We start from the raw sequence: 25614 nt of genomic DNA, 5'->3' as shown, positions 1-25614 counted from the left end.
GGCCGCTGGCCGGCAATCGCCGTTGGTAGATGCCGACCCTGGTCGGCGCTGTGGGTTCGTGCCAACCAAGGTTGGCACCTACCAGAGCGATGCGTCGGTTGTTGCAGGGGTAGTGCCGGCCGCTGGCCGGCAATCGCCGTTGGTAGATGCCGACCTTGGTCGGCGCCGTGGGTTTCGTGCCAACCAAGGTTGGCACCTGCCAGAGCGAAGCGTCGGTTGTTGCAGGGGTAGTGCCGGCCGCTGGCCGGCAACCGTTGTTGGCTCCCACCAGATCTATCGCTGGTATCAGAGCAGCCCTTCGCGCTTCACCGCCAGGTAGCGTTCCACCAGAGCACCGGGCAGGGCATCGGCGGTTACGTCCAGCACCATCACCTTCTCGCTGCGCAGCGCCTCGTGCGCCTTCGCGCGCTGCTGCAGGTACAGCGCCGCTGCACCGGCCTGGGTGGCGTCTTCCAGTGTCTGCACTTCGCTGTCCAGCACGCCGTCCAGCTCACGCTCGCGCAGGCTGGCCACGCATACCAGGTGGCGCTGCTGCAGCAGGCGCACCGCCGCCAGCAGGTCTTCGATGTCTTCGTCGCGCACGTTGCTGACCAGCATCACCAGCGCACGCCGGCGCTGGCGCAGCGACACTTCGGTGGCGGCGGCCAGGTAGTCGGTGGCCACCGCGCGCGGCTGCAGGTCGTAGCTGGCGCGCAGCAGGTGCTCGACGGTGCCCATGCCGCGCTGCGGCGCCACCCAACGGCGCTCGCCACCGGTGGCGAACAGGCCGGCGGCGTCGCCCTGGCGCAACGCCAGGTAGGCCACCACCAGCGAGGCGTTCAAGGCATGGTCGAAGTGCGAGAGCCCGCCTTCGCTGGCCAGCATGCGCCGACCGCTGTCGAGCATCAGCAGCAGCTGCTGGTTCTTCTCGTCCTGGTATTCGCGCGAGATCAGCTTGCGCGCACGCGCGGTGGCCTTCCAGTCGAGCTGGCGCAGGCTGTCGCCGATGCGGTACTCGCGCATCTGGTGGAAGTCGGTGCCTTCACCGCGGCGGCGCTTCACGTGTGCACCGACCAGCCGCGAGGCCTGGTCGGCACTGAACAGGGCAAAGCGGGTGAGCGGCACGAAGTTCGGATAGACCCGCACGTCCAGTGCGGGCGGCAGCGTGCGTTGCTGCCACCACAGCCGCCACGGCGAACGCATGCGCAGGTGCACGCCTTCGAAGCGGAAATGCCCACGCTGCAGCGGCTGCAAGTGGTAGTGCAGGGTGGAGGCACTGCCGGCCTGCAGGCGCACGCGCTGCGGCAGTGATTCCAGCGGCCAGCCGCCGGGGACCAGGTCGAACACCTGCACCGTCATCGGTGCGTCCGCCTGCAGCCGCAGTGCAGCCTCGCGGCGCACGCCCAGTGCCAGCGCTTCGGGCAGTTCGCGCTGCACCTGCGGCGACGGACGCCGCCACTGGCGCCACAGATCCATCAGCGCCGGCACGGCAATCGCCAGCGCCGCCAGCGCCCAGCTCCAGCGCGGCAGCAGACCGCCCAGCACCAGACCGCCCTGGGCAGCCCAGGCCAGCAGCAGTGCCAGCAGCAGCGGGGCCGGCCTCATCGGCGCGGCGCTTCCACCTTGGCCAGCAGCGCGCCCAGCACGTCGTCGGCGTCCTGGCCTTCGATCTGCAGTTCCGGGGCCAGCGCGATGCGGTGGCGCAGCGCCGGGCGTGCGATGTCGCGCACATCATCCGGAGTGACGAAATCACGACCGGCCAGCACCGCCTGCGCGCGCGAGGCACGCACCAGCGCGATGCTGCCACGCGGGCCAGCGCCGACCGCGATACCCGGCCACTGCCTTGTGGCCGCCACAATCCGCACCGCGTAGTCGATCACTTCGTCGTCGACGGTGATCGCAGCAGTGGCGCGCTGCAGTTCCAGCAGCTCACCAGCACCGAGCACGCGTGGTACCTGGCTCAGGTCGAAATCGCTGGCGGCACGGCCGCTGGTGATCGCGGTCACCATGCGCTTCTCGTCCTCCAGCTGCGGGTAGTCGATCAGCACCTTCAGCAGGAAGCGGTCCAGCTGTGCTTCCGGCAGCGGGTAGGTGCCTTCCTGCTCCAGCGGGTTCTGCGTGGCCAGCGCCATGAACGGCGGCGCCAGGGTGAAGGCCTTGCCTTCGATGGTCACCTGGCCTTCCTGCATCACTTCCAGCAGCGCCGACTGGGTCTTGGCGGGTGCACGGTTGATCTCGTCGGCCAGCAGCAGGTTGGTGAACACCGGGCCGCGGCGGATCTTGAAGCTCTCGCTCTTCGGGTCGTACACCGCGTGGCCGCTGACGTCGCTGGGCATCAGGTCGGGGGTGAACTGTACACGCCCGTAATCCAGCTCCAGGGCCTGTGCCAGTGCGCGCACCAGCAGGGTCTTGCCCAGCCCGGGCACGCCCTCGATCAGCACGTGACCACCGGCAAGCAGCGCCACCAGGATCTGGTCCAGCACATCGGCCTGGCCGATGAAGGCGTGGCCGACGGCATCGCGGATGGCATCGACGCGTTCGATCAGGCGGGCGTTGGCAGCCGCCGGCAGCTCGGGGACTTCAGTCATAGCAGGGATCTCATCTGGAGCAGCAAGCGGATGCGCTCGCGCAGGGCGGAGGAATCGTGCGGCGGTGGGGGCGTGAGCGCGCTGGCGACGCGGCCCTGCGGCCACTTCAGCAGCTCGGCGATGGCCTGATCGCGCGGCGCACCATCCAATGCGGCGGCAATCGGTGCGCGCAGGCGCAGGCGGTGCAGGAACAGGGCGAGCACGGCCTCGTACAGGCGTATGCCGTGACCGAAGCGCAGCAGCAGTTCGCCACTGGCACGCACGTGCTCCAGCAGTGAACGACGTTCCAGCACCGGCGACGGCAGCAGGCTGCCGAAGCGCTGTGAACGGCCCCACAGCCAGCCCAGCAGGGCCAGCAGCAACGGCACCCACAACGGCCAGCCCTGATAGAACATGCGCGACCACAGCGACGGCGGGCGGCTGGCATAGACCAGCCAGACCGCACCCTTGCCATAGTTCGGATCGAGCAGGTAGCGGGTCAGGTCGCGATGCGACGCGTCGTGCAGGCCGTCGCTGGCCCCGCCACCTGCCGACGCCAGGCGCGCTGCCGGTGAGTCCACTTCGCTGCGCATGAACTCCATGTCGGCCAGCACGCTCACTCTGCCCTGGCCGTGGCGCAGGCGCGCGAACACCAGGTCGCGATCAGTGCCCCAGCGGCGTTCGGCCTGCGCACTGGCGGCAAAGCCCAGGGTGAAGCGGCGGCCACCACAGAATTCGACGTGGCCCGGATCGTCGTCGACATGGAAGGCCTGGCAGTCGCTGCGCTGGAACAGGCTGTCTACGCCCAGCCGGTCCAGCAGGGGGCCCTGTGTGCTGCCGGCATCGTCCTCGGCCGGCGGCGGCGTACGTACCAGCAGGTGGCCACCAGCGTCCACCCAGTCCAGCAGTGCGCTGGCGACGGGCGGCGGCAGTTCGCTGCTGTCCTGCAGCAGCACCACCGTGTCGTGGCGCCCCAGCGTCATCTGCTGCAACTCCAGCCGCGGTCGCGAATGCACGTCGATGCCATCGGCGCGCAGGGCCTGACCCAGCACGTACAGTGGGTTGTAGGCGGCCTCGCCCTGTGGGGGCAGCCGGATCGTCTCGGTCACCCGTTCGTGCGTGCGCAGGTAGAGGATGGTCAGCGGCACACCGAGCAGCACCAGCAAGCCCAGCAGCAGCGACCAGAACAGGCGCGGACTCATGCCTGCCATCCGTACTGCTGGCGCAGGGTATCGGCCAATGCATCGAAATCGGCGCGGCTGGGCAGGCGGCCACCGTAGGCGGCGTACTGCCACATGCGCACGATGCGCGCGAACAGGTCACGGTCGCTGGCCTGGGGCATGCGTCGCGATGCGCGCAGGCATTGCGCTTCGGTGGCACCGGGTGGAAGCGCGATACCGCTGCGCTCGCCCACCGTGCGCACGCTGGCGCGGTACAGCAGGGCCAGCGCCTGCCGCGGCCGGCCCTGGTCCCAGAGCAGGCCGGCCTGGGTGGCCACGTCCGGCGGCAGCACCACCGGCAACTCCACCTGCTCCTCCAGCACCTTCGGTGCAGCGTCGGCCTTGCGCCGGCCACTGCCACGCAGCCACGGCAGCCACAGCCGCGCGGTCAGCAGCAGCACCAGCAGCAGGATGCCGAGCAGGCCCCAAAGGCCCCATTCGGCCAGCCGTGCCAGCCAGGCGATGCCGTCCTTGCGCGCTTTGCGTTCACCTTTGCTGTTGGTGTCACGCTGCAGCTGCTTGTCTTCCTTCTTTTTTTCCCTCGGCCTGCTCGATCGGCTTCCAGCGGGTGACCTGGCGGGTCGGGCGCTGCAGCGGGTCTTCATAGGCGCGGTTCACTGCCTGACGAAAACCGGCGGTGTCCACCGGCGCTGTACCGAAGATCATTGCCGGCGTATTGGCGGGGTCGTTGGCCGCGGTGGCCGGTTCTTCCGCACTGTCTTCGTCCTCTTCGGCATCGCCGGCCTGCTCCGTGACCGTCTGCGCGTCCTGCGCATGCACCGGTGCGGACACCAGCGGCAGTGCCAGCCACAGCAGCAGCGCCAGCGTCGATGCTGCCGGCAGCAGCCGCTCGCGCAGGCGGCGCAGGGCGATTTCGACGTCCCAGGCTTCCATCTGCGTTCGACGGTTCAGGTACAGGCCAAAGCCCGCACCGACGAAGAACGGGCCGATCAGCACCGAGGCCAGCCAGCACGCCAGGTTGAAGCCCAGCCGTGCCCATGCCGGCGTGTCCTTGCCAATCATGTCCCACGCCGCACGCCACGATTCGGACATCAGCTCCAGTGGCATGAACATGAACACCGCACCGATCGCGCCGGATACCAACACGGCTTCGAACGCCAGGCAGGTCACCGTCAGTACCAGTGCCGCGCCCGCTGCGCCGGCTGCCACCGCACGACGGCGTGGGCCGCGCTGGCCCGGTGTGTTGCCTTCCAGCAGGTTCACCGGCAGGCACAGGCTGCGCAGCACGCTGAAGCGGCGCCAGCCCAGGTAGCCCCAGAAGCCGCTGTTGCCCCAGTGGCGCTGCGCGCGCAGCGCGGCCAGCGTGCCGACCGGCTCACCGAAAATGCCGCGTGACAGCACGTACAGCGGCGCGCGTTCGAACAGCGGCTTGCACCACCACATCGCCAGCCAGGCCCAGCCGAAGGCATCCAGCCACCAGCCCAGCGCGTTGAAGATCACGAACAGCGGTGCACTGGCCAGCAGCCAGCTGCCCCACAGCGCACGCGCGTGACGGCGGGACAGGGCGGTGCCCAGCTCCATCGCTTCCCAGCCACTGCGGGCGCGCAGCGCCACGTCCAGGCGGTCAATGCGCATGGCCGCCTCCACGTCCGCCGCGCCACAGCCACAGCAGCACGCCGGCCCACAACACACCGGCCACGCTGAACTTGCCCCACGCCGGTACTTCGGCAAGCGAGGACCAGAAGGCTTCGATGAAGGCGGCCACCAGCAGCATGAAGGCGACGCCGAGGCACAGCCGTGCGCCGATGCGGCCGCCTTCGACCAGTGCATCCAGGCGGCTGCGCCGGCCGGGTGCCAGCAGCTTCATGCCCAGCTGCAGACCGGCACCGCCGGCGATCACGATCGCGGTCAGCTCGAAGGCACCGTGGCCGACCACGAAGCGCCAGAACGGGTCGCCATGGCCGATGTGCTGCAGGTGACCGGCCACCGAACCGATGATCACGCCGTTGAACAACAGCACCAGCAGCGTGCCCAGCCCTGCCAGCAGTCCGCTGGCGAAGGTGCGCAGGGCGATGCTGATGTTGTTCATGATGTAGTGGCCGAACATCATCCAGTCGGTGCCGCTGTCACGCCCCAGGCGCTCGGCGGCGGGATCGTACATGCGCTCCATCTCGGCGATCTGGCGGTTGTCCATCAGCATGTGGATCAGGTCCGGATAGACCTGCACCAGCACGAAGCAGGCCACCGCCGGCAGCGCGAACATCGCCAGCGCCACCCACATGCTGCGCGCCTGGCTGCGCACCAGCAGCGGGAAATCGGCCACCAGGAACTCCAGGGCACCCCGCCAGCGCGTCGGCGGCGTGCGGTACAGCACGCTGTGGCCCTGCTGCATGAGCTGCTGCAGGCGCTGCACCAGCTGCGGGCTGTAGCCGCGTTCGCGGGCCAGCGCCAGTTGCTGGCACAGCCGCCGGTAGCGCTGCGGGAAGGTGGTGTCGTCCAGTGCCAGGCCGCTGGCCTTGCGGCGCGTGCGGCGTGAGGCACCGGCACGCAGCAGCAGCCACTGCTCCAGGTCCTGCCATTCCTGCTGGTAGCGGGCGACGAACTGTTCCTGCTTCATCGCCGCCCCAGCAGCCAGTTGGCCATCGCATACAGGCGCAGCACGCCGACCTGGCCATGGGTGCCGGTCAGTGGCTCGGCAATACCGGCCAGCTCCTGCTGGCGCGCCGCCGACAACCGTGGCGCGCGCTCGGCGAAGGCCATCAACGCAGCCTGTTCCTCTGGTCGCAGCGGCTGCGGCGGGGCCAGCACGCTGTCGATGGTCGGCGGCGGTGGCAGGTACAGCGCGGGTGCGTGCACCACCACGGTGCCCGCCACCAGGTCGCCAAGGCGGCGGCCATGCGGATCGAACAGGCTGCTGATCAGGCCCAGCGCATAGCCGAACGGCAGCATGTCCACCGTGCGCAGCAGGTTGCGGGTGATCGCCGCCATCCAGCCTACCGGCGCGCCATCGCGGGACAGCACGCGCAGCCCCAGCGCACGCTTGCCCAGCGTGCGCCCCCACAACGCTTCGCAGACGATCGGGTAGGCCCAGTAGACCAGGAACATCAGCACCAGGTAGAGGCCGGAGCCGAACTTGTCCAGCAGCGCCAGCGGAATGGACACCAGCACCAGTGCCGCGATGCGCACGCCAAGATCGACCAGCCAGGCCATCGCCCGCGGTACCGGGCCGGCGGCAGGCAACTGCAGCGGCACACCCTCCGGCGTCACCACCTCGCGGTAGGTATCGAGCATCGGTGCGGCCATCAGCGCGATGGCCTTCGTTGTGGGCGCCGGAGTCCTCTCCGGCGGGCAGCCACAGGCATGGGGGTCTCGACAGGTCCTGGTCGGGCCAAGACTTTAGCAGAGCCGCATGGCAGCGTCGGGGGCTCAGCCCCGGTATTCGTCCTTCAGCCGCACGTAGTGGTCGGCCGAGTAATGCAGCGCCTCGATCTCCTTGTCACTGAGCGTGCGTGCCGGTCGTGCAGGGTTGCCGACCCACAGCTCGCCTTCGCCCACCACCTTGCCGGGGCCGATCACCGCACCGGCGCCGACGAAGCCATGGCGCTCCACGCGGGCGCCATCGAGGATGCAGGCGCCCATGCCGATCAGGCTGTAATCGCCGATCGTGCAGGCATGGATGATGCAGCCGTGGCCGACGGTCACGCCTTCGCCGATCAGGGTCGGGTAGCCGGCCTTGTTGTACGGGCTGTGGTGGCTGACGTGGATGATGGTGCCGTCCTGCACGTTCGTGCGTGCACCGATACGCACATGGTTGACGTCGCCGCGGATGACCGTGCCCGGCCACACCGACACGTCATCGGCCAGCTCCACGTCGCCGATGATGGTGCAGGCCGGATCGATGTACACGCGTTCGCCGAGGACGGGCATCTTGTCGCGGAAGGGGCGCAGCGGGTTCATCGAAGTCTCCGGAAATCAGGGCGTTCACGACGATGATACCTGCGTGGTCTGCACGCCGCGCGCGCACCGCAGGGTAGTGCCGGCCGCTGGCCGGCAACCTCAAGGTCATGTCTGGAGTTCTGCGGTTGCCGGCCAGCGGCCGGCACTACCCGCTACGGTTCGTAGCTGTAGCCGATGCTGTATGCGGAACAGCGGATCGCGCGCAGCATTGCAGTAGATCCACGCCATGCGTGGATGGCATCTATCGCGCTCGTGTTACGCCACGCGTCCCCGGCGTGCGCGCTCCAGGTGCACCAGCAGCAGCGAGATCGCTGCCGGGGTCATGCCCGGAATGCGCTGTGCCTGGCCGATGGTCTGCGGGCGTACGCGCTCCAGCTTCTGCAGCGCTTCGGCCGACAGCCCGCGCACCGTCGTGTAGTCGAAGGCTTCAGCGATCGGCGTGGCTTCATGCCGCTGCTGGCGCTCGATCTCCTCGCGCTGGCGGTCCAGGTAGCCGGCGTACTTCACGCCGATCTCCACCTGCTCGGCGACCTTGCCATCGGCCACTGCCGGGCCCAGCGAGGGCACCTGCATCAGCTTGGCGTAATCCAGCTCGGGGCGCTTGATCAGGTCCAGCACGTTGGTTTCGCGGCTGACCGCCACGCCCAGCGTGTCCTGCACTTCGCGGCCCAGCGCGTTGGCTGGGGTTGCCCACAGTGCGCCCAGGCGCGCGCGCTCGGCGGCGACGGCGGCCTGCTTGGTCTCGAACGCGCTCCAGCGGCGATCATCCACCAGGCCCATTTCGCGGCCGGTCGGGGTCAGGCGCTGGTCGGCATTGTCCTCGCGCAGCTGCAGGCGGTACTCGGCGCGGCTGGTGAACATGCGGTACGGCTCGTTGGTGCCGTGGGTGATCAGGTCATCCACCAGCACGCCCAGGTAGGCCTCGTCGCGACGCGGGCACCAGCCGTCCAGCCCGCGCACCTGGCGTGCGGCGTTGAGGCCGGCCAGCAGGCCCTGCGCGGCGGCCTCTTCGTAGCCGGTGGTGCCGTTGATCTGGCCGGCGAAGAACAGGCCGTTGACCAGCTTGGTTTCCAGCGAGGCCTTCAGCCCGCGCGGGTCGAAGAAGTCGTACTCGATCGCGTAGCCGGGGCGGGTGATGTGTGCGTTCTCGAAGCCACGGATGCTGCGCACCATCTCCAGCTGCACGTCGAACGGCAGCGAGGTGGAGATGCCGTTGGGATAGATCTCGACGATGCCCAGGCCTTCGGGTTCGACGAAGATCTGGTGGCTGGCCTTCTCGGCGAAGCGCACCACCTTGTCCTCGATGGACGGGCAGTAGCGCGGGCCGATGCCTTCGATCTGGCCGCTGTACAGCGGCGAACGGTGCAGCGCGTCGCGGATGATCTGGTGGGTCTGTTCGGTGGTGTGGGTGATCCAGCAGCTGACCTGCTGCGGATGCTCGTCCACCGAGCCGAGGAAGGACATCACCGGGCGCGGCGAATCACCGGGCTGTTCGTCCATCACGCTGTAGTCCAGCGAGCGGCCATCGATGCGCGGCGGCGTGCCGGTTTTCAGGCGATCCACCTGGAACGGGCGCTCGCGCAGGCGCGCGGCCAGCGTGGTGGCCGGCGGGTCGCCCATGCGGCCGGCGGCGTACTGGGTCGGGCCGACATGGATCTTGCCGGCCAGGAAGGTGCCGGCGGTCAGCACCACGGCCTCGGCATCGAAGCGCAGCCCGGTCTGGGTGATGACCCCGCGCACGGCGTCGCCTTCGATGACCAGGTCGTCCACGGCGGCCTGGAACACGGTCAGGTTGGCCTGGCCTTCGACGATGGCGCGGATCGCCATGCGGTACAGGTTGCGGTCGGCCTGGCAGCGGGTGGCGCGCACGGCCGGGCCCTTGGAGGCATTGAGCGTGCGCCACTGGATGCCGGCGCGGTCGGCGGCATGCGCCATCGCACCGCCCAGCGCGTCGATCTCCTTGACCAGGTGGCCCTTGCCGATGCCGCCGATGGCCGGGTTGCAGCTCATCGCACCCACCGTTTCGATGTTGTGGGTCAGCAGCAGGGTGCGCACGCCGGTGCGGGCCGCGGCCAGCGCGGCTTCGGTGCCGGCGTGGCCACCGCCGATGACGATGACGTCGTAACGATGGAAGGACGGGTTCATGGGGGGCTGTTCAGCTGGGGGCGGGCGCGGACCGGGGGCGGCGCCGGGGTGGCGATTTTAGCGCCATTCGGGGCCGGGACGTCGGTGCCGGCCGGCCGGCGTCGAAATCAGCCCTAAAGTTGGCAGGATTTTTGCAGATAACCCAATAGCACCCATCGTGGCTGGCGCCGTAGGCGCCCGTGACCGGAATTGGAACAGGGGCCGGTACAGGCGCACGGTGGGGGAGCAGAGGGCCGGCAGTCGGGGGACTGTCCGGCCCTGTTTTTTTGCGGCTGTCGGGAAGGCGCCATCCACGCATGGCGTGGAGCTACTGACGCTGGAGCCCTCGGCGGTTGGCGACCCAACAAAACAAACGGCCCCGCATTGCGGGGCCGTCTGTCTTCAGAGGTGCCGACATCCGACAGGGCCGGAACAGGGGGGATCCAGATGTTCCTGTCGGATATCGACGTAGAGCTTTTTGCGGCGGCCCGTGTCGTTTTTGTCACTTTGTGACGCGGGCCGTCACTGTCCGCGTAGATTGCGGCTTAGACCGTGTGAAATGCAAGACGGTTCAGCGCTCAACTGTGCGCTGCGTCGCACGATCCATGTTGCGCCAGGGGGAACCGTTCATCCTCGGCGCACTCGGTGCCGGTGCCGGACGGGTCTGCGGCGGGGGCGCCGACGGCTGGGCGTTCGATTGCGGCGGGCGGCGCATGGAGTCCATGTTCCGCCACGGCGAACCCCCGTTGTACGACGGACGCGACGGCGGCGGCGGACGGTGCTCGCCGCCATTGCCCGGACGCGGCGGCGGGCGGTGGTTGTGCGGCGGACGGTAGATCGGGCGCGAGTAATACGGGTTGCCGTAGCCGCCGTAGTAGCCGCCATAGCCACCGTAGTAGGGGCCGTAGTTGTAGGGATAGCCGGCCGGGTAGCGGTATTCCACCGACGGCGCACCGTGGTAGTAGCTGCCGCTGCGGCCGCCGCCGACATAGTCGTAGGTGGTGCAGCCGGTCAGGGCCAGCAACAGGCCACCGGCAAGCATCAGGCGCATTTTCATGGTGGGTCCCCCCAGAGGACGGGTGTGCAGTCAGCTTCGGGCGCCAGCGTTGAATCGGCCCTTAATTCCGCCGGCCAGGATGAATGGAGGCGTAGGGCTGCATGCTGGCATGACCTGTGTCCCGGTCGCCAGCGCGGGGGCATACGTTAATCTTGCGTCATGAGCGATTCACTGTTGCCCCGCGCCGACGACGTCCTGCTTGCTGCCGCGAGGATCGCCCCGCATGCCAGCGTGACCCCGGTGCTGCGCTCGCACACGCTCGATGCGCTGGCCGGGGCACAGCTGGCGTTCAAGGCCGAGCACCTGCAGCGTGGTGGTGCGTTCAAGTTCCGCGGTGCCTGCAACGCGGTGTGGTCGCTGGAGGCTGATTCCGCCAGTGCCGGCGTGGTCACCCACTCCTCTGGCAATCACGGCGCCGCCCTGGCGCTGGCCGCACGTACCCGGGGCATTCCCTGTCACGTGGTGGTGCCGGAAGGTGCGGTGGCGGCCAAGTTGGCCAATATTGCGCGCCATGGCGCCACGCTCTGGCACTGCCCGCCGACCATTGCCGACCGTGAGGCCACCTGCGCCAAGGTGCAGGCCGACACCGGTGCGACCCTGGTGCATCCCTATACGAATCCGGCGGTGATGGCCGGGCAGGGCACCGCCGCCCTGGAACTGCTGCACAGCGACGGCCCGTTCGACGTGCTGGTGGTACCGGTGGGCGGCGGCGGCCTCGCCAGCGGCACTGCGCTGGCGCTGCAGCACGCCAGCCCGCAGACCCGTCTGGTGCTGGCCGAGCCGGCCGGTGCCGACGATACCGCGCGCTCGCTGGCCGCTGGCGAGCGCCAGGACGCGTTCACCCCGGACACGATCTGCGATGGCCTGCGTACCCTGATCGGCGCGCCCAATTTCGAACTGCTGCGCGCGGCCGGTGCCGAGGTGATCGTGGTCGATGACGCGGCGACGATGGCCGCGATGCGCCTGCTGTGGGAGGTGCTCAAGCAGGTGGTCGAGCCGTCCTCGGCCACCGTGCTGGCTGCGGTGCTGGCGCAGCCGCAACGTTTCGCCGGACTGCGCGTGGGCCTGGTGCTGTCCGGCGGCAACGTCGACCTGCCAGCGCTGCGCTGGGGCGCGCCGTGAGCCGCGACCGGCAGCGGCCTCGCACCGGCCTGCTGGGCTGGCTGTGGCGGCTGTTTGTCCTGCTGGTGATCTGGCTGCTGGGCGTGACTGCCTGGATCGTCTGGGTCGGCGAGCGTGACCAGGCCGCCAAGGCCGACGCCATCATCGTGCTGGGTGCGGCCGCCTATGACGCCAAACCGTCACCGGTGTTCGAAGAGCGTATCCGGCATGGGCTGGACCTGTACGAGGCCCAGTACGCGCCGCTGCTGATCTTCACCGGCGGCTACGGTGGCACCGGTGCGCGTTTTTCCGAATCGCAGGTGGCGCGGCGTTATGCGCTGAAGCATGGTGTGCCGGACGATGCGATCCTGATCGAAACCGCCTCGCGCAATACCGTGCAGAACCTGGTTGAAGCCAAGCGGCTGATGGACCAGCGCGACCTGCACCGGGTGATCATCGTCAGCGATCCGCTGCACATGGCGCGCGCGCTGCGCCTGAGCAAGGCGCTGGGCATCGATGCGCTGGCCTCGTCCACGCCCAGCACGCGCTTCCGCAGCTTCCACACCAGCTGGCGCTTCCTGGTGCAGGAAATCTATTTCTTCCACCGTGACCTGGTGCGCCCGCCGCTGAGTTCGCCGGCCAATACCTGAGGGTGCCGCTGCGCTCGCCGGGCATGGCCCGGCGCTACCCGGTTCACGTGCCGGCCCATACCCGCCTTTGGTAGGTGCCGACCTTGGGCGGCACACTGCTGGCGGCACCGCGATCTGATGGGGTGTGCCAACCAAGGTTGGCACCTACCAGAGCGATTCGCGTAAGGCGTGGCATGCGGTAGTGCCGGCCGCTGGCCGGCAGATGCCCAGCATGGAATCGTGAAGTTGCCCGCCAGCGGCCGGCACTACCGGACGATCAGCTCTGCTTGCGCCGGATCGGAATTGCCGACACCGGCACCGAGGCCACGTCATGCCCGCCTTCGCGGATCGGTGCGCCCGGGTCCGGTGCCCAGGCGTGCGCATAGATCACTTCCCAGCTGCTGGGCAGCTTGCCGTCGGCACGACGCATCGGTTCATACGCCGCTGCCGCAGCGGCGAAACGGCCACGCCCGGTCAGCGTGTGGCGACGGTCGACGCGGGCATTGGTCGCGCCCATCGCGCGCAGTTCGCGCATCAGTGACGGCAGGTCGTCGTAGGTCAGGGTGAACAGGTCGCGGTCCAGCACCGGGTCGCGGAAGCCGGCCATCATCAGCGCATCGCCGAATTGCGCGATCTGCGCGAAGCGGCTCACGTGCGGGCGGTCATCGGCAGCGGCGAATGCTTCGTTGAGTTCGATCAGGGTTTCCGGGCCGAAGGTGGAACACACCAGCAGGCCACCTGGCTTGAGGACACGGCGGAACCCGGCGAACACCGCCGGCAGGTCGTCCACCCACTGCAGGCACAGGTTGCTGAAGATCACGTCCACGCTGTTGTCGGCCAGCGGCAGCGCGGCGGCATCACCGCACAGGCGCTGGAACGGCTTCCACCAGCCGGCCTGGCGCTTGGCCTGGTCCAGCATCGGCAGCGCCACGTCCAGCGCGATCACCTGCGCCTTCGGCCAGCGCTTCTTCATCAACGCGCTGGCATGGCCGGTGCCGGCACCAATGTCCAGCACCACCTCGGGCTTGCGTGCCTCCAGGTAGTCCAGCGATTCGATCAGCCGCGACTGCACTTCGCGCTGCAGGGCGGCGGCGGCGTCGTAGCTGTTGGCGGCACGGGCGAACGCGCGGCGGACGTGGCGGGCATCGAAGTGGGACGGCATTGCGAAAGTCTCTTAGAACGTACCAGGGTAGGCGCCGCCGTCGATCAGCAGGTTCTGCCCGGTGAGGTAACCGGCCTGTGCACTGCACAGGAAGGCGCAGGCGGCGCCGAATTCGTCGGGTGTGCCGAAGCGGCCGGCGGGGATCTGCTGGCGGCGGCGTTCGGCCACTTCGTCGGCGTCGCCGTCCTTGCCCGCACTGTGGGCGAAGTTGGCGCGCAGGCGGTCGGTGTCGAACTGGCCGGGCAGCAGGTTGTTGATGGTGACGTTGTGGGCCACGGTGCGGCGCGACAGGCCGGCGACGAAACCGGTCAGGCCACTGCGCGCGCCGTTGGACAGCGCCAGGATGTCGATCGGGGCTTTCACCGCCGACGAGGTGATGTTGACGATACGGCCGAAGCCGCGCTCGATCATCGCGTCGACGGTGGCGCGGATCAGCGCGATCGGCGCCAGCATGTTGGCGTCCAGCGCGGCAATCCAGTCGTCGCGCTCGAAGGTGCGGAAATCACCGGGCGGCGGGCCACCGGCGTTGTTGACCAGGATGTCCACCTGCGGGCACGCGGCCAGCACTGCGGTACGGCCGGCCTCGGTGGTGACGTCGGCGACGACCGCGCGTACCTCGGCGGCGCCGGCCAGCGCGCGCAGCTCTTCAGCGGCGACCTGCAGCGCAGCTTCACCACGAGCCACGATCACCACGTTGACGCCTTCACGCACCAGCGCACGCGCGCAGCCCAGGCCCAGCCCCTTGCTTGCGCCGCAGACCAGTGCCCAGCGGCCATTGATACCCAGATCCATGCGTCAATCCTGCGGAATTCGGAAGGCGCTCATTGTCCGCCATCGGCCGGTGACAGGCCGGCAACGAAGTGTTGCAGGGCGGCGGCGACCTCGTCGGCATGGCCGAGGAAGGGCGCATGGCCGCCGTGGGCGATGGTCAGCGCCTGCCCGCCCGGGGCCAGTGCCGCGGCGGCCTGCATCGCCGCCGGAGACACCAGCCGGTCGCGTTGGCCGGCGATCCACAGGCTGGGTTTACCCAGCGTCGGCAGTGCGCCGCGCAGATCGGTGCTTTCCAGCAGGCGCAGGCCCTCCAGCAGGGCGCGTTCGGTGGGTGCACCGCGCTCGACCAGGCGCTGGCGCAGCGTGCGCAGCTCCTCGCGGGCGTGTGCCGAGCCCATCACATCCAGCGCCAGGAAGCGCTCCAGGGTGCCACCGAAGTCGCTGGCCAGCTCGCGCCCGAACTGTTCGAACACCGCCGGTTCCACCGCGTGCGGCCAGTCTTCGCCACGCACGAAGCGCGGCGTGGCCGCGATCATCGCCAGCCCGCGCACCTTCGGCAGCGTCGCGGCAGCATGCAGCGCGAACAGGCCGCCCAGCGACCAGCCGCACCACACCGCCGGCGGCGTGGCCGCAGCAATGGCATTGACCACGAACGGCAGGCGCAGCGGCGTGGTGTCCTCGCGGCTGTGGCCATGGCCGGGCAGGTCTACCAGGTGCAGGGTGAACTGGTCCGCCAGGCGCTGCACCAGTGGTGCGAACACACCGCCCTGCAGGGCCCAGCCGTGGATCAGAACCAGGTCCGGCCCACGGCCGGTCACTTCAATATGCATGGACAACGACACGGAACTCAGGCAAAAGCGGGCAGCGGCGGTGGCGCGGCTTCACGCACGGCCAGGGTCACGCGGTCGCGCGCGCTGGCGATGGCCTCCACCAGGCCGCGCACCTGTTCCGGCGTATGCAGTGCGGACAGGGTGACGCGCAAGCGTGCCTTGCCTTCCGGCACCGTCGGTGGGCGGATTGCGCCGACCAGCCAGCCGGCCTGTTCCAGCGTCGTGGACATCGCCACGGCGGTATGATCATCACCACATAGCAGCGGCTGGATCGGCGTTTCCGAAGCCATCAGGTCCAGGCCGTGGCGACGTGCTTCACTGCGGAACAGCGCGATCAGGTCGGTCAGTTTGGTGCGGCGCCAGTGGTCGCGGCGCGCCAGGCGCACTGCTTCAAGCGCCGCAGCGGCCATCGCCGGTGGCACGGCGGTGGTGTAGATGTACGGGCGCGCGGTTTCGGCCAGATGCTCGATCAGGTCGTCACGGCCCAGTACCAGTGCACCGGAACCGCCCAGTGCCTTGCCCAGCGTGACCAGTTGCAGCGGTACGTCGTCCACGCCCAGCCCGGCGGCGGCCACGGCACCACGGCCATCACCGACCACGCCCACGCCGTGCGCGTCATCGACGTAGAACAGCGCCTGCTGCAGGCGTGCCACAAGCGACAATGCACGCAGCGGTGCGATGTCGCCATCCATGCTGAAGACACCATCGGTGGCCAGCATCGCCGCGCCATCGGGCGCGTGCTTGAGCTGACGCATCGCGCCTTCTGCATCCAGATGCGGATAGCGGCGCAGGCGTGCACCGGCCAACCGCGTCGCATCGAGCAGGCTGGCGTGGTTGAGCTTGTCCTGCACGCAGACATCGTTCTCTTCGCTCAGCAATGCCTGCTGCACCGCCAGGTTGGCGGCGAAGCCACTGCCGAACAGCAGCGCACGCGGATAGCCCAGCCACTCGGCCACTTCGCGTTCAAGTGCCTCGTGCAGGGCGTGGTGGCCGCAGACCAGGTGCGAGGCACCAGCGCCAGCACCTTCGCGCGCGGCAGCATCCTGCAGCGCATTGACCACGCTGAACTGCTGGGCCAGGCCCAGGTAGTCGTTGCTGCAGAAGCCGGTCAGCCACTGGCCGTCCACTTCCAGGCGCACGCCATCACGACGGCTGACCGTGCGTCGCGGGCGGCGACGGCCTTGGGCATCGCGCAGGGCGCGTTGGGCGTGGAGGCGGGCAGTCAGGTCGGGGCGGGCCATGGTGGCTGAATGCGACGACGGGGCGGCTAGGGTAGCGCGTTGCCGCGACGCCTGCTTGCGGCCCGTCTCAGGCCGCGTGAGCGCAGCCACAGCCGGGCGTATCGGCACTGATATCGGCGTGCACGGTGCCGCCGTGGTCGTGGCCCTCGGCATCCACCTGCACCGCCATCGGCTGCAGTCCCAGCCGCGCGAACAGCGCCAGGTCACGCTCGCTTTCCGGGTTGCCGGTGGTCAGCAGCTTGTCGCCATAGAAGATCGAGTTGGCACCGGCCAGGAAGCACAGCGCCTGCAGTTCATCGCTCATCGCCTCGCGACCGGCCGACAGCCGCACCATCGAGCGCGGCATGACGATGCGTGCCACCGCGATCATGCGCACGAACTCGAACGGGTCCAGTTCGGCGCTGCCATGCAGCGGCGTGCCCGCCACCTGCACCAGCTTGTTGATCGGTACCGAATCGGGATGCGCCGGCAACGTGGCCAGCGCCAGCAGCAGACCAACACGCTGCGCGCGCGTCTCGCCCATGCCGACGATGCCGCCGCAGCAGGTCTTCAGGCCGGCATCGCGCACGTGCTCCAGCGTGTCCAGGCGGTCCTGGTACTGGCGCGTGTGGATGATCGAATCGTAGTAGTCCGGCGCGGTATCGAGGTTGTGGTTGTAGTAGTCCAGGCCGGCGTCCTTCAGCGCACGCGCCTGCTCGCCGCTGAGCATGCCCAGCGTGGCGCAGGTCTCCAGTCCCAGCGCCTTCACCCCGGCGATCATCGCCGCCACCTTCGGGATGTCGCGGTCCTTCGGCGAACGCCATGCGGCGCCCATGCAGAAGCGCGACGCACCAGCGGCCTTGGCCTGGCGTGCCTTGGCCAGCACCGCGTCGGTTTCCATCAGCTTCTGCGCGTTCACGCCGGTGTTGTAGCGCTGCGCCTGCGGGCAGTACGCGCAGTCTTCCGGGCAGCCGCCGGTCTTCACCGACAGCAGCGTGGAAACCTGCACCTGCGACGGGTCGAAGTGCTCGCGATGGACCGCTGCGGCGCGGAACAGCAGCTCGGGGAACGGCAGATCGAACAGCGCCTGCAGTTCGTCGTGTTGCCAGTCGTGGCGGATGGCAGCAGCCATGGCGGGACCTTGGGTACGAGTGGAGCGAGGGCGGCAGTGTGGGTGGGCGCGTCCGGGCTGTCAACTTAAATGTATTGAATATGGTTTACGGTGCGGTGGTGGCCCGCTTCACCGACTACCCGGTAACGCAACAACAGGCCGGCACGTGCTGCCGGGACACGCGTTGAAGCTGATCCGGAAAGAGGCGGTGCGCGGGGCCCTGGAGATACACTCAGGCGTGCACATTCAATCGGGCGCGTTGCAATGGACCCTCTCGACAGCTGGTTGCCCATCACCCGCGAAGAACTGGAAGCCCTGATCGCGCGGCAATTGCAGGACTGCTCACCGGGGCATCGAGCCATCTTCGAGTCTCTGCGTGTGCCATTGCGCGCAATGCCACTGCACAGGCTGCGTACCATCGAGTCGGTGTGGGTGGTCGCACATCTACCTGACGGGTTGCTGTACTACGAGGACGTCGAGGAAGGGTTCGAGGTGGGGGCGCCCGGCGAGGATGGTGTACTGCCGGACCGGGGTTGTTCCCAGCTTGCGCTGACCCACGTTCTCCATCGTTTGGCGATCTGAACATCGGGCGTGGCAGATCGTTGCATCTGTCCGGGTTTCGGGTGCGTTTCCGACAGTACCAGTGCATTTCACCGCATCCTGCAAGGCCTTCAGCCACAGTGGCCGCTGCCCAACCAAAGCGCTGGCGCGCAGACTCTGCCCCATGACTGATCTCCATCGCCTCCGCGGCCGCATCACCGCGCTGGTTCTCAGCGAGGCCTGGCGCCGCCGTGCCGCGCTCTGGGGCGGCGCCGTGGCCGTGGCGCTGGTGGCCATCCTGTTCGCCAAGGCCAGTGACGCGGCCTTCCATCTGTTTCAGCGCATCACCTCGCACTCGCCGTGGTGGGCCCTGCTGCTCACGCCGGGCATCTTCGCGCTGTTGGCCTGGCTCACTTCCGGTGTGCTGAAACCCACGCGGGGCAGCGGTATTCCGCAGGTCATCGCTGCGTTGGACAAGCCCGATGAGCCGTTCCGGAAGGTCAATCTTTCGCCTGCGGTCTCGGCGGGCAAGCTGCTGCTGACCTCGTTGTCGCTGCTGGGCGGCGCGTCGGTCGGGCGCGAGGGCCCGACGGTGCATGTGGGTGCCAGCCTGATGTACCTGTTCGGCCGCTGGTTCGGTTTCAAGGATCCGCGCGAGCTCTCGCACTTCCTGCTGGCCGGTGGCGCGGCCGGCATCGCTGCGGCATTCAACACGCCGCTGGCGGGTATCGTCTTCGCCATCGAAGAGCTCAGCGGCCGCTTCGAACATCGTTTCTCAGGCACTTTGCTGACCGCGGTGATCGTCGGCGGCGTGGTATCGCTCGGACTGCTGGGCAACTACACCTACTTCGGTCATGTGAGCGCGCGGCTGCCGCTGGGCCAGGGCTGGCTGGCGATCCTGCTGTGCGGCGTAGTGGCTGGGTTGCTGGGTGGATTGTTCGCGCGCGCGGTGCTGGCCAGTGCGGCGGGCCGCCCGCGTTGGCTGGGCCAGCTGCGGCAGCGGCATCCCGTGCTGCTGGCTGCAGGCTGCGGCCTGGTGGTGGTGGCGCTGGCGTTGACGTTCGGCGAAGGCGCGTTCGGCACCGGCTACGAGCAGGCGCGCAGCCTGGTGCAGGGGCAGGCGATGGTGGGCCATGAATTCGGTCTGATGAAGCTGCTGGCGAATCTGGCGTCCTACGTGGCGGGCATCCCCGGCGGCCTGTTCTCGCCGGCGCTGGCGGTCGGTGCCGGCCTCGGCCACAACCTGGCGGTGCTGATGCCGGGTGTGGATCCGCGTGCGTTCGTGCTGCTGGGCATGTGTGCCTATCTGACCGGCGTCACCCAGGCACCGCTGACCTCCGCGGTGATCTCGCTGGAGCTGACCGACAGCGGCGATCTGCTGCTGCCGATCCTGGCCACGGTGCTGATCGCACGTGGCGTGTCCGGGCTGGTGTGCCGGGTGCCCATCTATCGCGGGCTGGCGGAGGTGTTGATGATGCCCGTCGTGGCGCCGTCGGATGCCGGGGATCGCGAACGCGCGCCCTGAAGGGCGCGCGGTAACAGATAGCGCTGACACTGCAGCACGCGGTCCGCTGATGGTGAAGCTGACGCAGCGATGGAAGGCTGGCGCATGCGCATCAACTTCCTGCACGCGGCAAGCACTGTCCCTCACGCGCTGCTTCGCGTTCTGCTGCCATTGCGTTGCCTGGTCTGCAACGGCCCCGGCCACGATGGGCTGGATCTGTGCGCCGCGTGCTATGCGGAACTTCCGTGGGCCGGCCGCGCCTGCCTGCGCTGCGCATTGCCGTTGCCGGACAACGCCCTGATCGTCTGCGGCAGCTGCCGCGAGGAAGCGCCACCGCAGGCCGCCACGCATGCCAGCCTGCTGTACCTGCCGCCGGTCGACCAGCTGCTGGTGCGATACAAGTTCCATCAGGATCTGGCGGCCGGGCGCCTGCTGGCGCAGTTGATGCAGCGCGCACCGCCGCCGTGGTGGCGTCCGCCGCTTGTGCCGGTGCCGCTGCACAATCGTCGATTGCGCCAGCGCGGCTACAACCAGGCGGCAGAACTGTGCCGCCTGCTGCCGATGCCGGTCTGGCAAGGGCTGTACCGGCGGCGGCATACCGCGCCGCAGTCCGAGCGTACGGCCGAACAGCGCAGGGAAAACCTGTTCGATGCGTTCGATGTACGTGGTCCGGTGCCGCCGCGACTGACCGTGGTGGACGATGTGATGACCACCGGCAGCACGGTGATGGAGGTTGCGGAGACGCTGCGGTGGGTGGGAGCGGACGAGGTGCGGGTATGGGTCTGCGCGCGGGCGCCGTGATCGCCCTCTTCATCACCAGGGGCTAGGATGAGCCCGGTTCCGGATCGAAGGAGTGGCCATGAATTCCCCCTTGTCTCCCTTGTTGTCGGCGGTTGGGCGCAGCTGGTGGATCCTCCTGCTGTATGGGCTGGTTGCGCTGGGCTTTGGCATCGTCGCCATCGGCTGGCCGCTGTCTGCAGCCATGGCATTGGCATGGACGCTGGGTGTGATGGCCATCGTTGAAGGTGTCATCAGCCTGTTCGCACTGGTCAGCGGCGGCAGCGGTGCCTCGCGTGGCTGGCTGGCGCTGTATGCCATCGCCTCGCTGGGTTTCGGCATCCTGGCGGTGATCAATCCGCTGGCCACCGCCAGCGTGCTGGTGCTGTTTCTGGCAGCGTGGCTGCTGGTGGCCGGCATCTATCGCATCGTGTTCGCGATCCGCGTGCGCAAGCAGATCCAGGGCGAGTGGCTGCTGATCCTCAGTGGCGTGCTGGCGGTGGTGCTGGGCGTGCTGTTCGCGGCCAACCCGTATGCGGGCGTTGCGGTGACCACGCTGTGGATCGGCATCGGCAGCCTGCTGTACGGGCTGTTGCAGGTGCTGGTGGCGTTCAAGCTGCGGAAGCTGAAGTGAAGGCTGCGCTTCCCCTGTTGCTGGGCATGGCGTTGACCCTGACCGGATGCATGCCGGGCGCTACGCCCGGTGCGTTGGCAGGCAAGGATCATGCGCCACGCCCCGGCGTGGACGTGCGCCTGAGTGCGGTCGATGCGGCGGGCAAGGGTACGCCGGCGCAGTGGCAGGGCGAGACCCTCGCCCTGCGCGAGCCGCCGATTGCCGGCAGCGCGGATATTGCCGATGTGCGCTATGTGCTGGATGAAGGCAAGCAGCCGGGCCTGCAGATCCGCTATCGGCCGGAGGCGCATCAGCGCATCCACGATGGCACCGCGGCACTGGTGGGCCAGCGTGCGGCGATCAGCGTGGATGGCCGCGTGCTGATGGTGGCGACGGTGCAGGGGCCGTTCGGCGAATCGATGATGCTGAGCGGCTTGTCCAGCGTTGCCGAAGCGCGGGAACTGGCCAGGCACATCACCGGCGAATGACGGGCGCACCATGAACCCGCGCTGCGCGCGGAGGTCGACCAAGGTCGACCGCTACCGGGCGAACCGTGCTTCGATTTCTTCCAGCGACTTGCCCTTGGTTTCCGGCAGCCAGAACGCGGCCACCAGGAAGAACACGAAGGTGCACGCCGCCCAGAACACGAACATGCTGGCATAGCCGTAGTGGCCGACCGTGGGCAGGAAAATCGCGGCAATGGTGGTCGACACGAACTGGTTGATCAGCAGCGCGATGCTCATGCCGTTGGAGCGGATGCGGTTCGGCATCAGCTCCGACAGTGCCAGCCACACACAGACGCCGGGGCCAACCGCGAAGAACGCGACGAACACCAGGATGCAGGCGGCCACCGCCCAGCCATGCGCCGGCGGCGGTACCGGGCCGATGCGGGCCTGTTCGATGCGCAGCGGCGCCTGCGCTGCAGCGGCCGGATCGGCGAACGGGTTCAGGTGCAGTTTGCGGAAGAACGCGCCGATCACGCTGTCCGGCTGCACGGTGCCGGCGCGCTCGATGCGCAGCTCGCGGTCGGTCAGGTTGTCGCTGCGCAGGGCGCGCACGTTGGTGAAGTCACCGTAGGCGTAGGAGACGGTCAGCTGCATCGGCCGGCCTTCGCTGTCGATGCCAGCGCCCAAGCGCTGCCACTGCGTATCGTCCAGTACCAGCTGCAGGCCATCGCCGCTGACCGCCGCCTGCAGCTGCGGCTGCACGTCGGTGCGACCGCGTTCGGCCTGGAAGAAGAGGGTGGCGGCGGCCAGCAGGGCCACGCAGATGCCGCCACTGCCGAGCATCAGCAGGAACTTGCGGCCCTTGCGGTCGACCAGCAGCAGCGCGACCACGGTCATCACCGCATTGAGCAGCTTGATCGCCACATCGGCACCATTGGCCACCGAGCCGGACAGGCCCGCCTGGTTGAGAATGTTCACCGCGTAGGCCAGCACCGAGTTGATGCCGGTGGCCTGGGTGCAGGCCAGCACTACGCAGGCGAGCAGGAAAGGCACCACGTAGCGGCGGCTGAGCAGCGGGTCGCGCTTGCCGCTGCCGCTGCTCGATTCCGGTGCCTGGATCTGTGCAAGCGTCGGCTCCACCTCCGAAGCGGGCAGCACGCGCTGCAGGCTGCGGCGCGCATCATCGATGCGGCCGCGACGCACCAGCCAGCGCGGCGATTCGGACAACCAGAAGATGCCGGCGCAGAACAGCAGGCCCGGCGCCAGGCAGGTCCAGAAGATGGTGCGCCAGGCGTGGTCCTTCACCGCAAACAGCTCCTGCGCCTGCTGCGCGACCGGCAGTGAGCGCACGGCTTCGGCGGCGGCATCCACGGCGTGCGCGTGGTAGAGGCCGATCAGGGCAGCCAGCACCAGGCCAACGGTCAGCAGCAGCTGGAACATGGCCGCGCCGCGCCCGCGTCGCTCGGGGCTGAGCACTTCGGCCAGGTACAGCGGAATCACCACGCCGATCAGGCCGCCACTGATGCCCTGCAGCAGCCGGCCGAGCAGCAGGGGCGTGTAGCCCGAGGCCAGTGCCATGATCGGGATTGAGGCGGTGAACAGCAGCCCGGCCAGCAGCATCGCACCGCGGCGGCCGATCAGGTCGGCAATCATGCCGGCGAACAGCGAGGACAACACACTGCCCAGCAGCACCGCAGCCACAACAAAACCGAGCTGCTGGCTGCTGAGTTGCCACGCGTGGCTGGCAGTCGCTTCAAGATAGGGCAGGGCGCCGGCGATGATGCCGATGTCGATGCCATACAGCAGGCCACCGAGGCCGCCGATGAAGAGCAGGTAGCGTACGGGCCAGCGCGGAGCGGTGGAAGCGGGTACGGCAGGTGCGGCGGCTGCGGTCATCGGCGTATTCCTGGAATAACGGGGATGGTGCGTGGCTGAGGCATTGCGCTTGCGCGCTTCATGTAGAGCCGAGCCATGCTCGGCTGCTTTCCGTTCCGATATTGAGGTTCTCCATGCCGCGCTTCGCGCGGTGAGCCGAGCATGGCTATGCCGATCGTCCTGATCGGCACCCTCCGGGCCGTCGCAAGCGACGTTGGCAATGGCTCCTGCCATTGCCTTCGGCTCTACAAAAACGCAGATATCAGGCGTTTGCGGCGTTCAAATCGACTACCCGCCCACCAACCACCACCTGCTGCAGGCGCAGTTCGGCGTCCAGCACCACCAGGTCGGCGCGGGCGTCGGGCGCGATGCGGCCGCGATCGTCCAGGCCCAGGTAGTCCGCCGGGAAGGTGGAAACACGTTGCGAGGCATCGGCCAGCTCCAGGCCCACTTGCACCAGGTTGCGCAGCGCCTGGTCCATGGTCAGTGCACTACCTGCCAGCGAACCGGTCGCCAGGCGCACGCAGCCGCCGCACTTGTGCACGCGCTGTTCGCCCAGCGCGTACTCGCCATCGGGCATGCCGGTGGCGGCGGTGGCGTCGGTCACCGCGTACAGGCGCGGGATCGCGCGCGCGGCCAGGCGGATCACGCCGGGGTGGATGTGCTGCAGGTCGGGAATGATCTCGGCGTACTGCGCATGTGCCAACGCCGCCGCTGCAATGCCCGGGCGATAGTGATCGACGCCGGTCATGCCGTTGAACAGGTGGGTGAAGCCGGAGGCACCGGCCTGCAGCGCGGCCACGCCTTCCTCGTAGGTACCGGCGCTGTGACCTAGCTGCACGCGGATGCCCATCGCCGAGAGCGCGGGAATCAGCGCGGTGTGCTCACCGATTTCCGGGGCCAGCGTCATCACCCGGATCGGAGCCAACGCATGCAGCTGCTGCACCAGTGCCAGCGTCGCCTCGATCGTGCGGTTGGGCTGCGCACCCAGACGCTGCGGGCTGATGAACGGTCCTTCCAGATGCACACCGACGATGCTGGCGGCGTCTGCATCGGGTGCCGCCATGGTGGCGGCCACGCCCTGCAGCGCGTGCTCGATCTCGTCCAGCCCGGCGGTCATGGTGGTCGCCAGCAGCGTGGTGGTACCGAAGCGCAGATGGGTGCGGGCGATGGTGCGTGCCACGTCGCCGCCCTGCATCAGGTCCACGCCGGCCGCGCCATGCACATGCAGGTCGATGAAGCCGGGCAGGATCACCGGCAGCTGCAGGTCGTCAGCACCGCTGTGGTCATCCACCTGCAGCTGGCGCACCTGCGAATCGAAGTGGACGTGGCCGCGCCGCCAACCCAGCGGGGTGAGGATGCGGCCATGCAGAGTGCGGGTGTCGGTCATGCGGCGGGCTCGGCGATGATCACTTCGATGCCCAGCCGCTGCAGCCCCTCACGGGTTGCGTCGTCAATGCCGGCGTCGGTGATGATGGCGTGGATCTGATCCAGCAGGGCGATGCGGTGCAGGCTGACGCGGCCGAACTTGGAGGCGTCGGTCAGCACCACGATGCGGCGCGCACGCTCGACCATGCGGTGGTTGAGGCGGGCTTCGGCCTCGTCGTGGGTGGTCAGGCCGAACTGCAGGTCCAGGCCGTCCACACCCAGGAACAGGGTGTCGAAGCTGTACGAATTGAGGCTGGCCTCGGCCTGGCTGCCCTGCAGCGACAGCGACTGCTGGCGCAGCAGCCCACCGGTCAGCAGTACGGTGATGCCTGCGGCATTGGCCAGTTCCCAGGCGATATTCAGGCCGTTGGTCATCACCGTCACGTCGCGATGCGCGCGCAGGTGGCGGGCCAGGGTCATCGTGGTCGAGCCGGAGTCGATGATGATGTTGTCGCCGGGCTGCACCAGGCGCGCAGCGCGCGCACCGATCGATTCCTTCAGCGGCAGGTTCAGCGCGTCTTTCTCGTGGATGTCCTGTTCCTGCGGCGGCGTACGAACGAGCGTGGCGCCGCCATGGGTACGGTTGGCCAGGCCCTGCGACTCGAAGTGGGTCAGGTCGGCACGGATGGTCACCGCCGACACGCCGAAGCGCTCGACCAGATCGGCCACCTGCACCGAGCCATGCTCGATCAGCAGCTGCAGGATCTGTTGCCGGCGGGAGCGGGTGTTGCGCATGGCCATT

At 68.6% G+C, this 25614-nt stretch carries 23 protein-coding genes and 1 pseudogene; 7 read left to right on the top strand and 17 right to left on the bottom strand.

The window, feature by feature from the left end; genetic code table 11:
- Positions 1-285 precede the first annotated feature (285 nt).
- The 9 genes and pseudogenes from ACZK13_RS19995 to ACZK13_RS19955 all read right to left on the bottom strand — a co-directional run bounded on the left by ACZK13_RS19995 (position 286) and on the right by ACZK13_RS19955 (position 10865).
- Positions 286-1584 carry a DUF58 domain-containing protein gene (locus ACZK13_RS19995; protein ID WP_253144150.1) on the bottom strand — a complete coding sequence of 433 codons (1299 nt, stop codon included), beginning with the start codon at positions 1582-1584 and terminating at the stop codon, positions 286-288.
- Complete coding sequence (locus ACZK13_RS19990; protein WP_005411535.1) at positions 1581-2567, bottom strand: AAA family ATPase; 987 nt, start codon at positions 2565-2567, stop codon at positions 1581-1583. The genes ACZK13_RS19995 and ACZK13_RS19990 overlap by 4 nt, the downstream gene beginning before the upstream one ends.
- Positions 2564-3748 carry a DUF4350 domain-containing protein gene (locus ACZK13_RS19985; RefSeq protein ID WP_253144148.1) on the bottom strand — a complete coding sequence of 395 codons (1185 nt, stop codon included), beginning with the start codon at positions 3746-3748 and terminating at the stop codon, positions 2564-2566. The genes ACZK13_RS19990 and ACZK13_RS19985 overlap by 4 nt, the downstream gene beginning before the upstream one ends.
- A pseudogene (locus ACZK13_RS19980) lies at positions 3745-5362 on the bottom strand (DUF4129 domain-containing protein). Before ACZK13_RS19980 ends, ACZK13_RS19985 begins: the two are co-directional and overlap by 4 nt.
- Positions 5352-6344: a stage II sporulation protein M gene (locus tag ACZK13_RS19975; protein WP_032129115.1), complete on the bottom strand. Its 993-nt coding sequence runs from the start codon at positions 6342-6344 to the stop codon at positions 5352-5354. The pseudogene ACZK13_RS19980 and the gene ACZK13_RS19975 overlap by 11 nt, the downstream one beginning before the upstream one ends.
- On the bottom strand, positions 6341-7030 hold the full coding sequence (locus ACZK13_RS19970; RefSeq protein ID WP_049400866.1) for an RDD family protein: 690 nt from the start codon (positions 7028-7030) through the stop codon (positions 6341-6343). Before ACZK13_RS19970 ends, ACZK13_RS19975 begins: the two co-directional genes overlap by 4 nt.
- Before the next feature lie 123 nt (positions 7031-7153).
- Positions 7154-7684, bottom strand: a complete 531-nt coding sequence (locus tag ACZK13_RS19965) for a gamma carbonic anhydrase family protein (protein WP_032129113.1) — start codon at positions 7682-7684, stop codon at positions 7154-7156.
- A gap of 255 nt (positions 7685-7939) precedes the next feature.
- Complete coding sequence (mnmG, locus tag ACZK13_RS19960; protein WP_253144145.1) at positions 7940-9829, bottom strand: tRNA uridine-5-carboxymethylaminomethyl(34) synthesis enzyme MnmG; 1890 nt, start codon at positions 9827-9829, stop codon at positions 7940-7942.
- A gap of 550 nt (positions 9830-10379) precedes the next feature.
- On the bottom strand, positions 10380-10865 hold the full coding sequence (locus tag ACZK13_RS19955) for a hypothetical protein (RefSeq protein WP_197615681.1): 486 nt from the start codon (positions 10863-10865) through the stop codon (positions 10380-10382).
- A 159-nt stretch (positions 10866-11024) separates the two neighbouring features.
- Here ACZK13_RS19955 and ACZK13_RS19950 point away from each other — a divergent pair, with 159 nt between their 5' ends.
- Together ACZK13_RS19950 and ACZK13_RS19945 are read left to right on the top strand one after the other, a co-directional pair.
- Complete coding sequence (locus ACZK13_RS19950) at positions 11025-11987, top strand: pyridoxal-phosphate dependent enzyme (RefSeq protein WP_049400864.1); 963 nt, start codon at positions 11025-11027, stop codon at positions 11985-11987.
- Positions 11972-12616 carry a YdcF family protein gene (locus tag ACZK13_RS19945; protein ID WP_032127185.1) on the top strand — a complete coding sequence of 215 codons (645 nt, stop codon included), beginning with the start codon at positions 11972-11974 and terminating at the stop codon, positions 12614-12616. Before ACZK13_RS19950 ends, ACZK13_RS19945 begins: the two co-directional genes overlap by 16 nt.
- Before the next feature lie 256 nt (positions 12617-12872).
- Here the strand turns inward: ACZK13_RS19945 and bioC are convergent, their stop codons facing one another.
- The 5 genes from bioC to bioB form a co-directional block, all read right to left on the bottom strand.
- Positions 12873-13757, bottom strand: coding sequence for a malonyl-ACP O-methyltransferase BioC (bioC, locus tag ACZK13_RS19940; protein WP_164080493.1), 885 nt, complete (start codon positions 13755-13757; stop codon positions 12873-12875).
- Positions 13758-13769: 12 nt separating this feature from the next.
- Positions 13770-14549 (bottom strand): SDR family oxidoreductase, encoded by a 780-nt coding sequence (locus tag ACZK13_RS19935; RefSeq protein WP_253144143.1) that lies wholly within the window; start codon positions 14547-14549, stop codon positions 13770-13772.
- 29 nt (positions 14550-14578) lie between these two features.
- Positions 14579-15358, bottom strand: a complete 780-nt coding sequence (gene bioH / locus ACZK13_RS19930) for a pimeloyl-ACP methyl ester esterase BioH (protein WP_253144166.1) — start codon at positions 15356-15358, stop codon at positions 14579-14581.
- Positions 15359-15375: 17 nt separating this feature from the next.
- On the bottom strand, positions 15376-16599 hold the full coding sequence (gene bioF / locus ACZK13_RS19925; RefSeq protein ID WP_125895472.1) for an 8-amino-7-oxononanoate synthase: 1224 nt from the start codon (positions 16597-16599) through the stop codon (positions 15376-15378).
- Between the two features lie 67 nt (positions 16600-16666).
- Positions 16667-17710, bottom strand: coding sequence for a biotin synthase BioB (gene bioB, locus ACZK13_RS19920; RefSeq protein ID WP_253144141.1), 1044 nt, complete (start codon positions 17708-17710; stop codon positions 16667-16669).
- A gap of 243 nt (positions 17711-17953) precedes the next feature.
- On the opposite strand from bioB, the gene ACZK13_RS19915 reads away from it, so the two are divergent.
- From ACZK13_RS19915 to ACZK13_RS19895, 5 genes are all read left to right on the top strand, one after another.
- Positions 17954-18271 carry a hypothetical protein gene (locus ACZK13_RS19915; RefSeq protein WP_049400858.1) on the top strand — a complete coding sequence of 106 codons (318 nt, stop codon included), beginning with the start codon at positions 17954-17956 and terminating at the stop codon, positions 18269-18271.
- A 142-nt stretch (positions 18272-18413) separates the two neighbouring features.
- Entirely contained in the window at positions 18414-19754 is a 1341-nt protein-coding gene (locus ACZK13_RS19910) for a chloride channel protein (RefSeq protein ID WP_253144139.1), read from the top strand.
- Positions 19755-19838: 84 nt separating this feature from the next.
- Entirely contained in the window at positions 19839-20534 is a 696-nt protein-coding gene (locus ACZK13_RS19905; RefSeq protein WP_253144137.1) for a ComF family protein, read from the top strand.
- A 58-nt stretch (positions 20535-20592) separates the two neighbouring features.
- On the top strand, positions 20593-21144 hold the full coding sequence (locus ACZK13_RS19900; protein ID WP_049461697.1) for an HdeD family acid-resistance protein: 552 nt from the start codon (positions 20593-20595) through the stop codon (positions 21142-21144).
- Positions 21145-21194: 50 nt separating this feature from the next.
- On the top strand, positions 21195-21611 hold the full coding sequence (locus ACZK13_RS19895; protein WP_219630880.1) for a SecDF P1 head subdomain-containing protein: 417 nt from the start codon (positions 21195-21197) through the stop codon (positions 21609-21611).
- Between the two features lie 51 nt (positions 21612-21662).
- Here ACZK13_RS19895 and ACZK13_RS19890 read toward each other — a convergent pair whose 3' ends face one another.
- The 3 genes from ACZK13_RS19890 to ACZK13_RS19880 all read right to left on the bottom strand — a co-directional run bounded on the left by ACZK13_RS19890 (position 21663) and on the right by ACZK13_RS19880 (position 25607).
- Positions 21663-23465 carry an MFS transporter gene (locus ACZK13_RS19890; RefSeq protein ID WP_125895465.1) on the bottom strand — a complete coding sequence of 601 codons (1803 nt, stop codon included), beginning with the start codon at positions 23463-23465 and terminating at the stop codon, positions 21663-21665.
- Positions 23466-23706: 241 nt separating this feature from the next.
- Positions 23707-24834, bottom strand: coding sequence for an N-acetylglucosamine-6-phosphate deacetylase (nagA, locus tag ACZK13_RS19885; protein WP_125895464.1), 1128 nt, complete (start codon positions 24832-24834; stop codon positions 23707-23709).
- Positions 24831-25607, bottom strand: coding sequence for a DeoR family transcriptional regulator (locus tag ACZK13_RS19880; protein WP_012512390.1), 777 nt, complete (start codon positions 25605-25607; stop codon positions 24831-24833). The genes nagA and ACZK13_RS19880 overlap by 4 nt, the downstream gene beginning before the upstream one ends.
- Positions 25608-25614 lie beyond the last annotated feature (7 nt).

It is taken from the genome of Stenotrophomonas sp. 99219_Sma, from assembly GCF_056480785.1.
The sequence above is the reverse complement of the archived record's forward strand: the minus strand, read 5'-3'. Positions and strand labels throughout refer to the sequence as shown.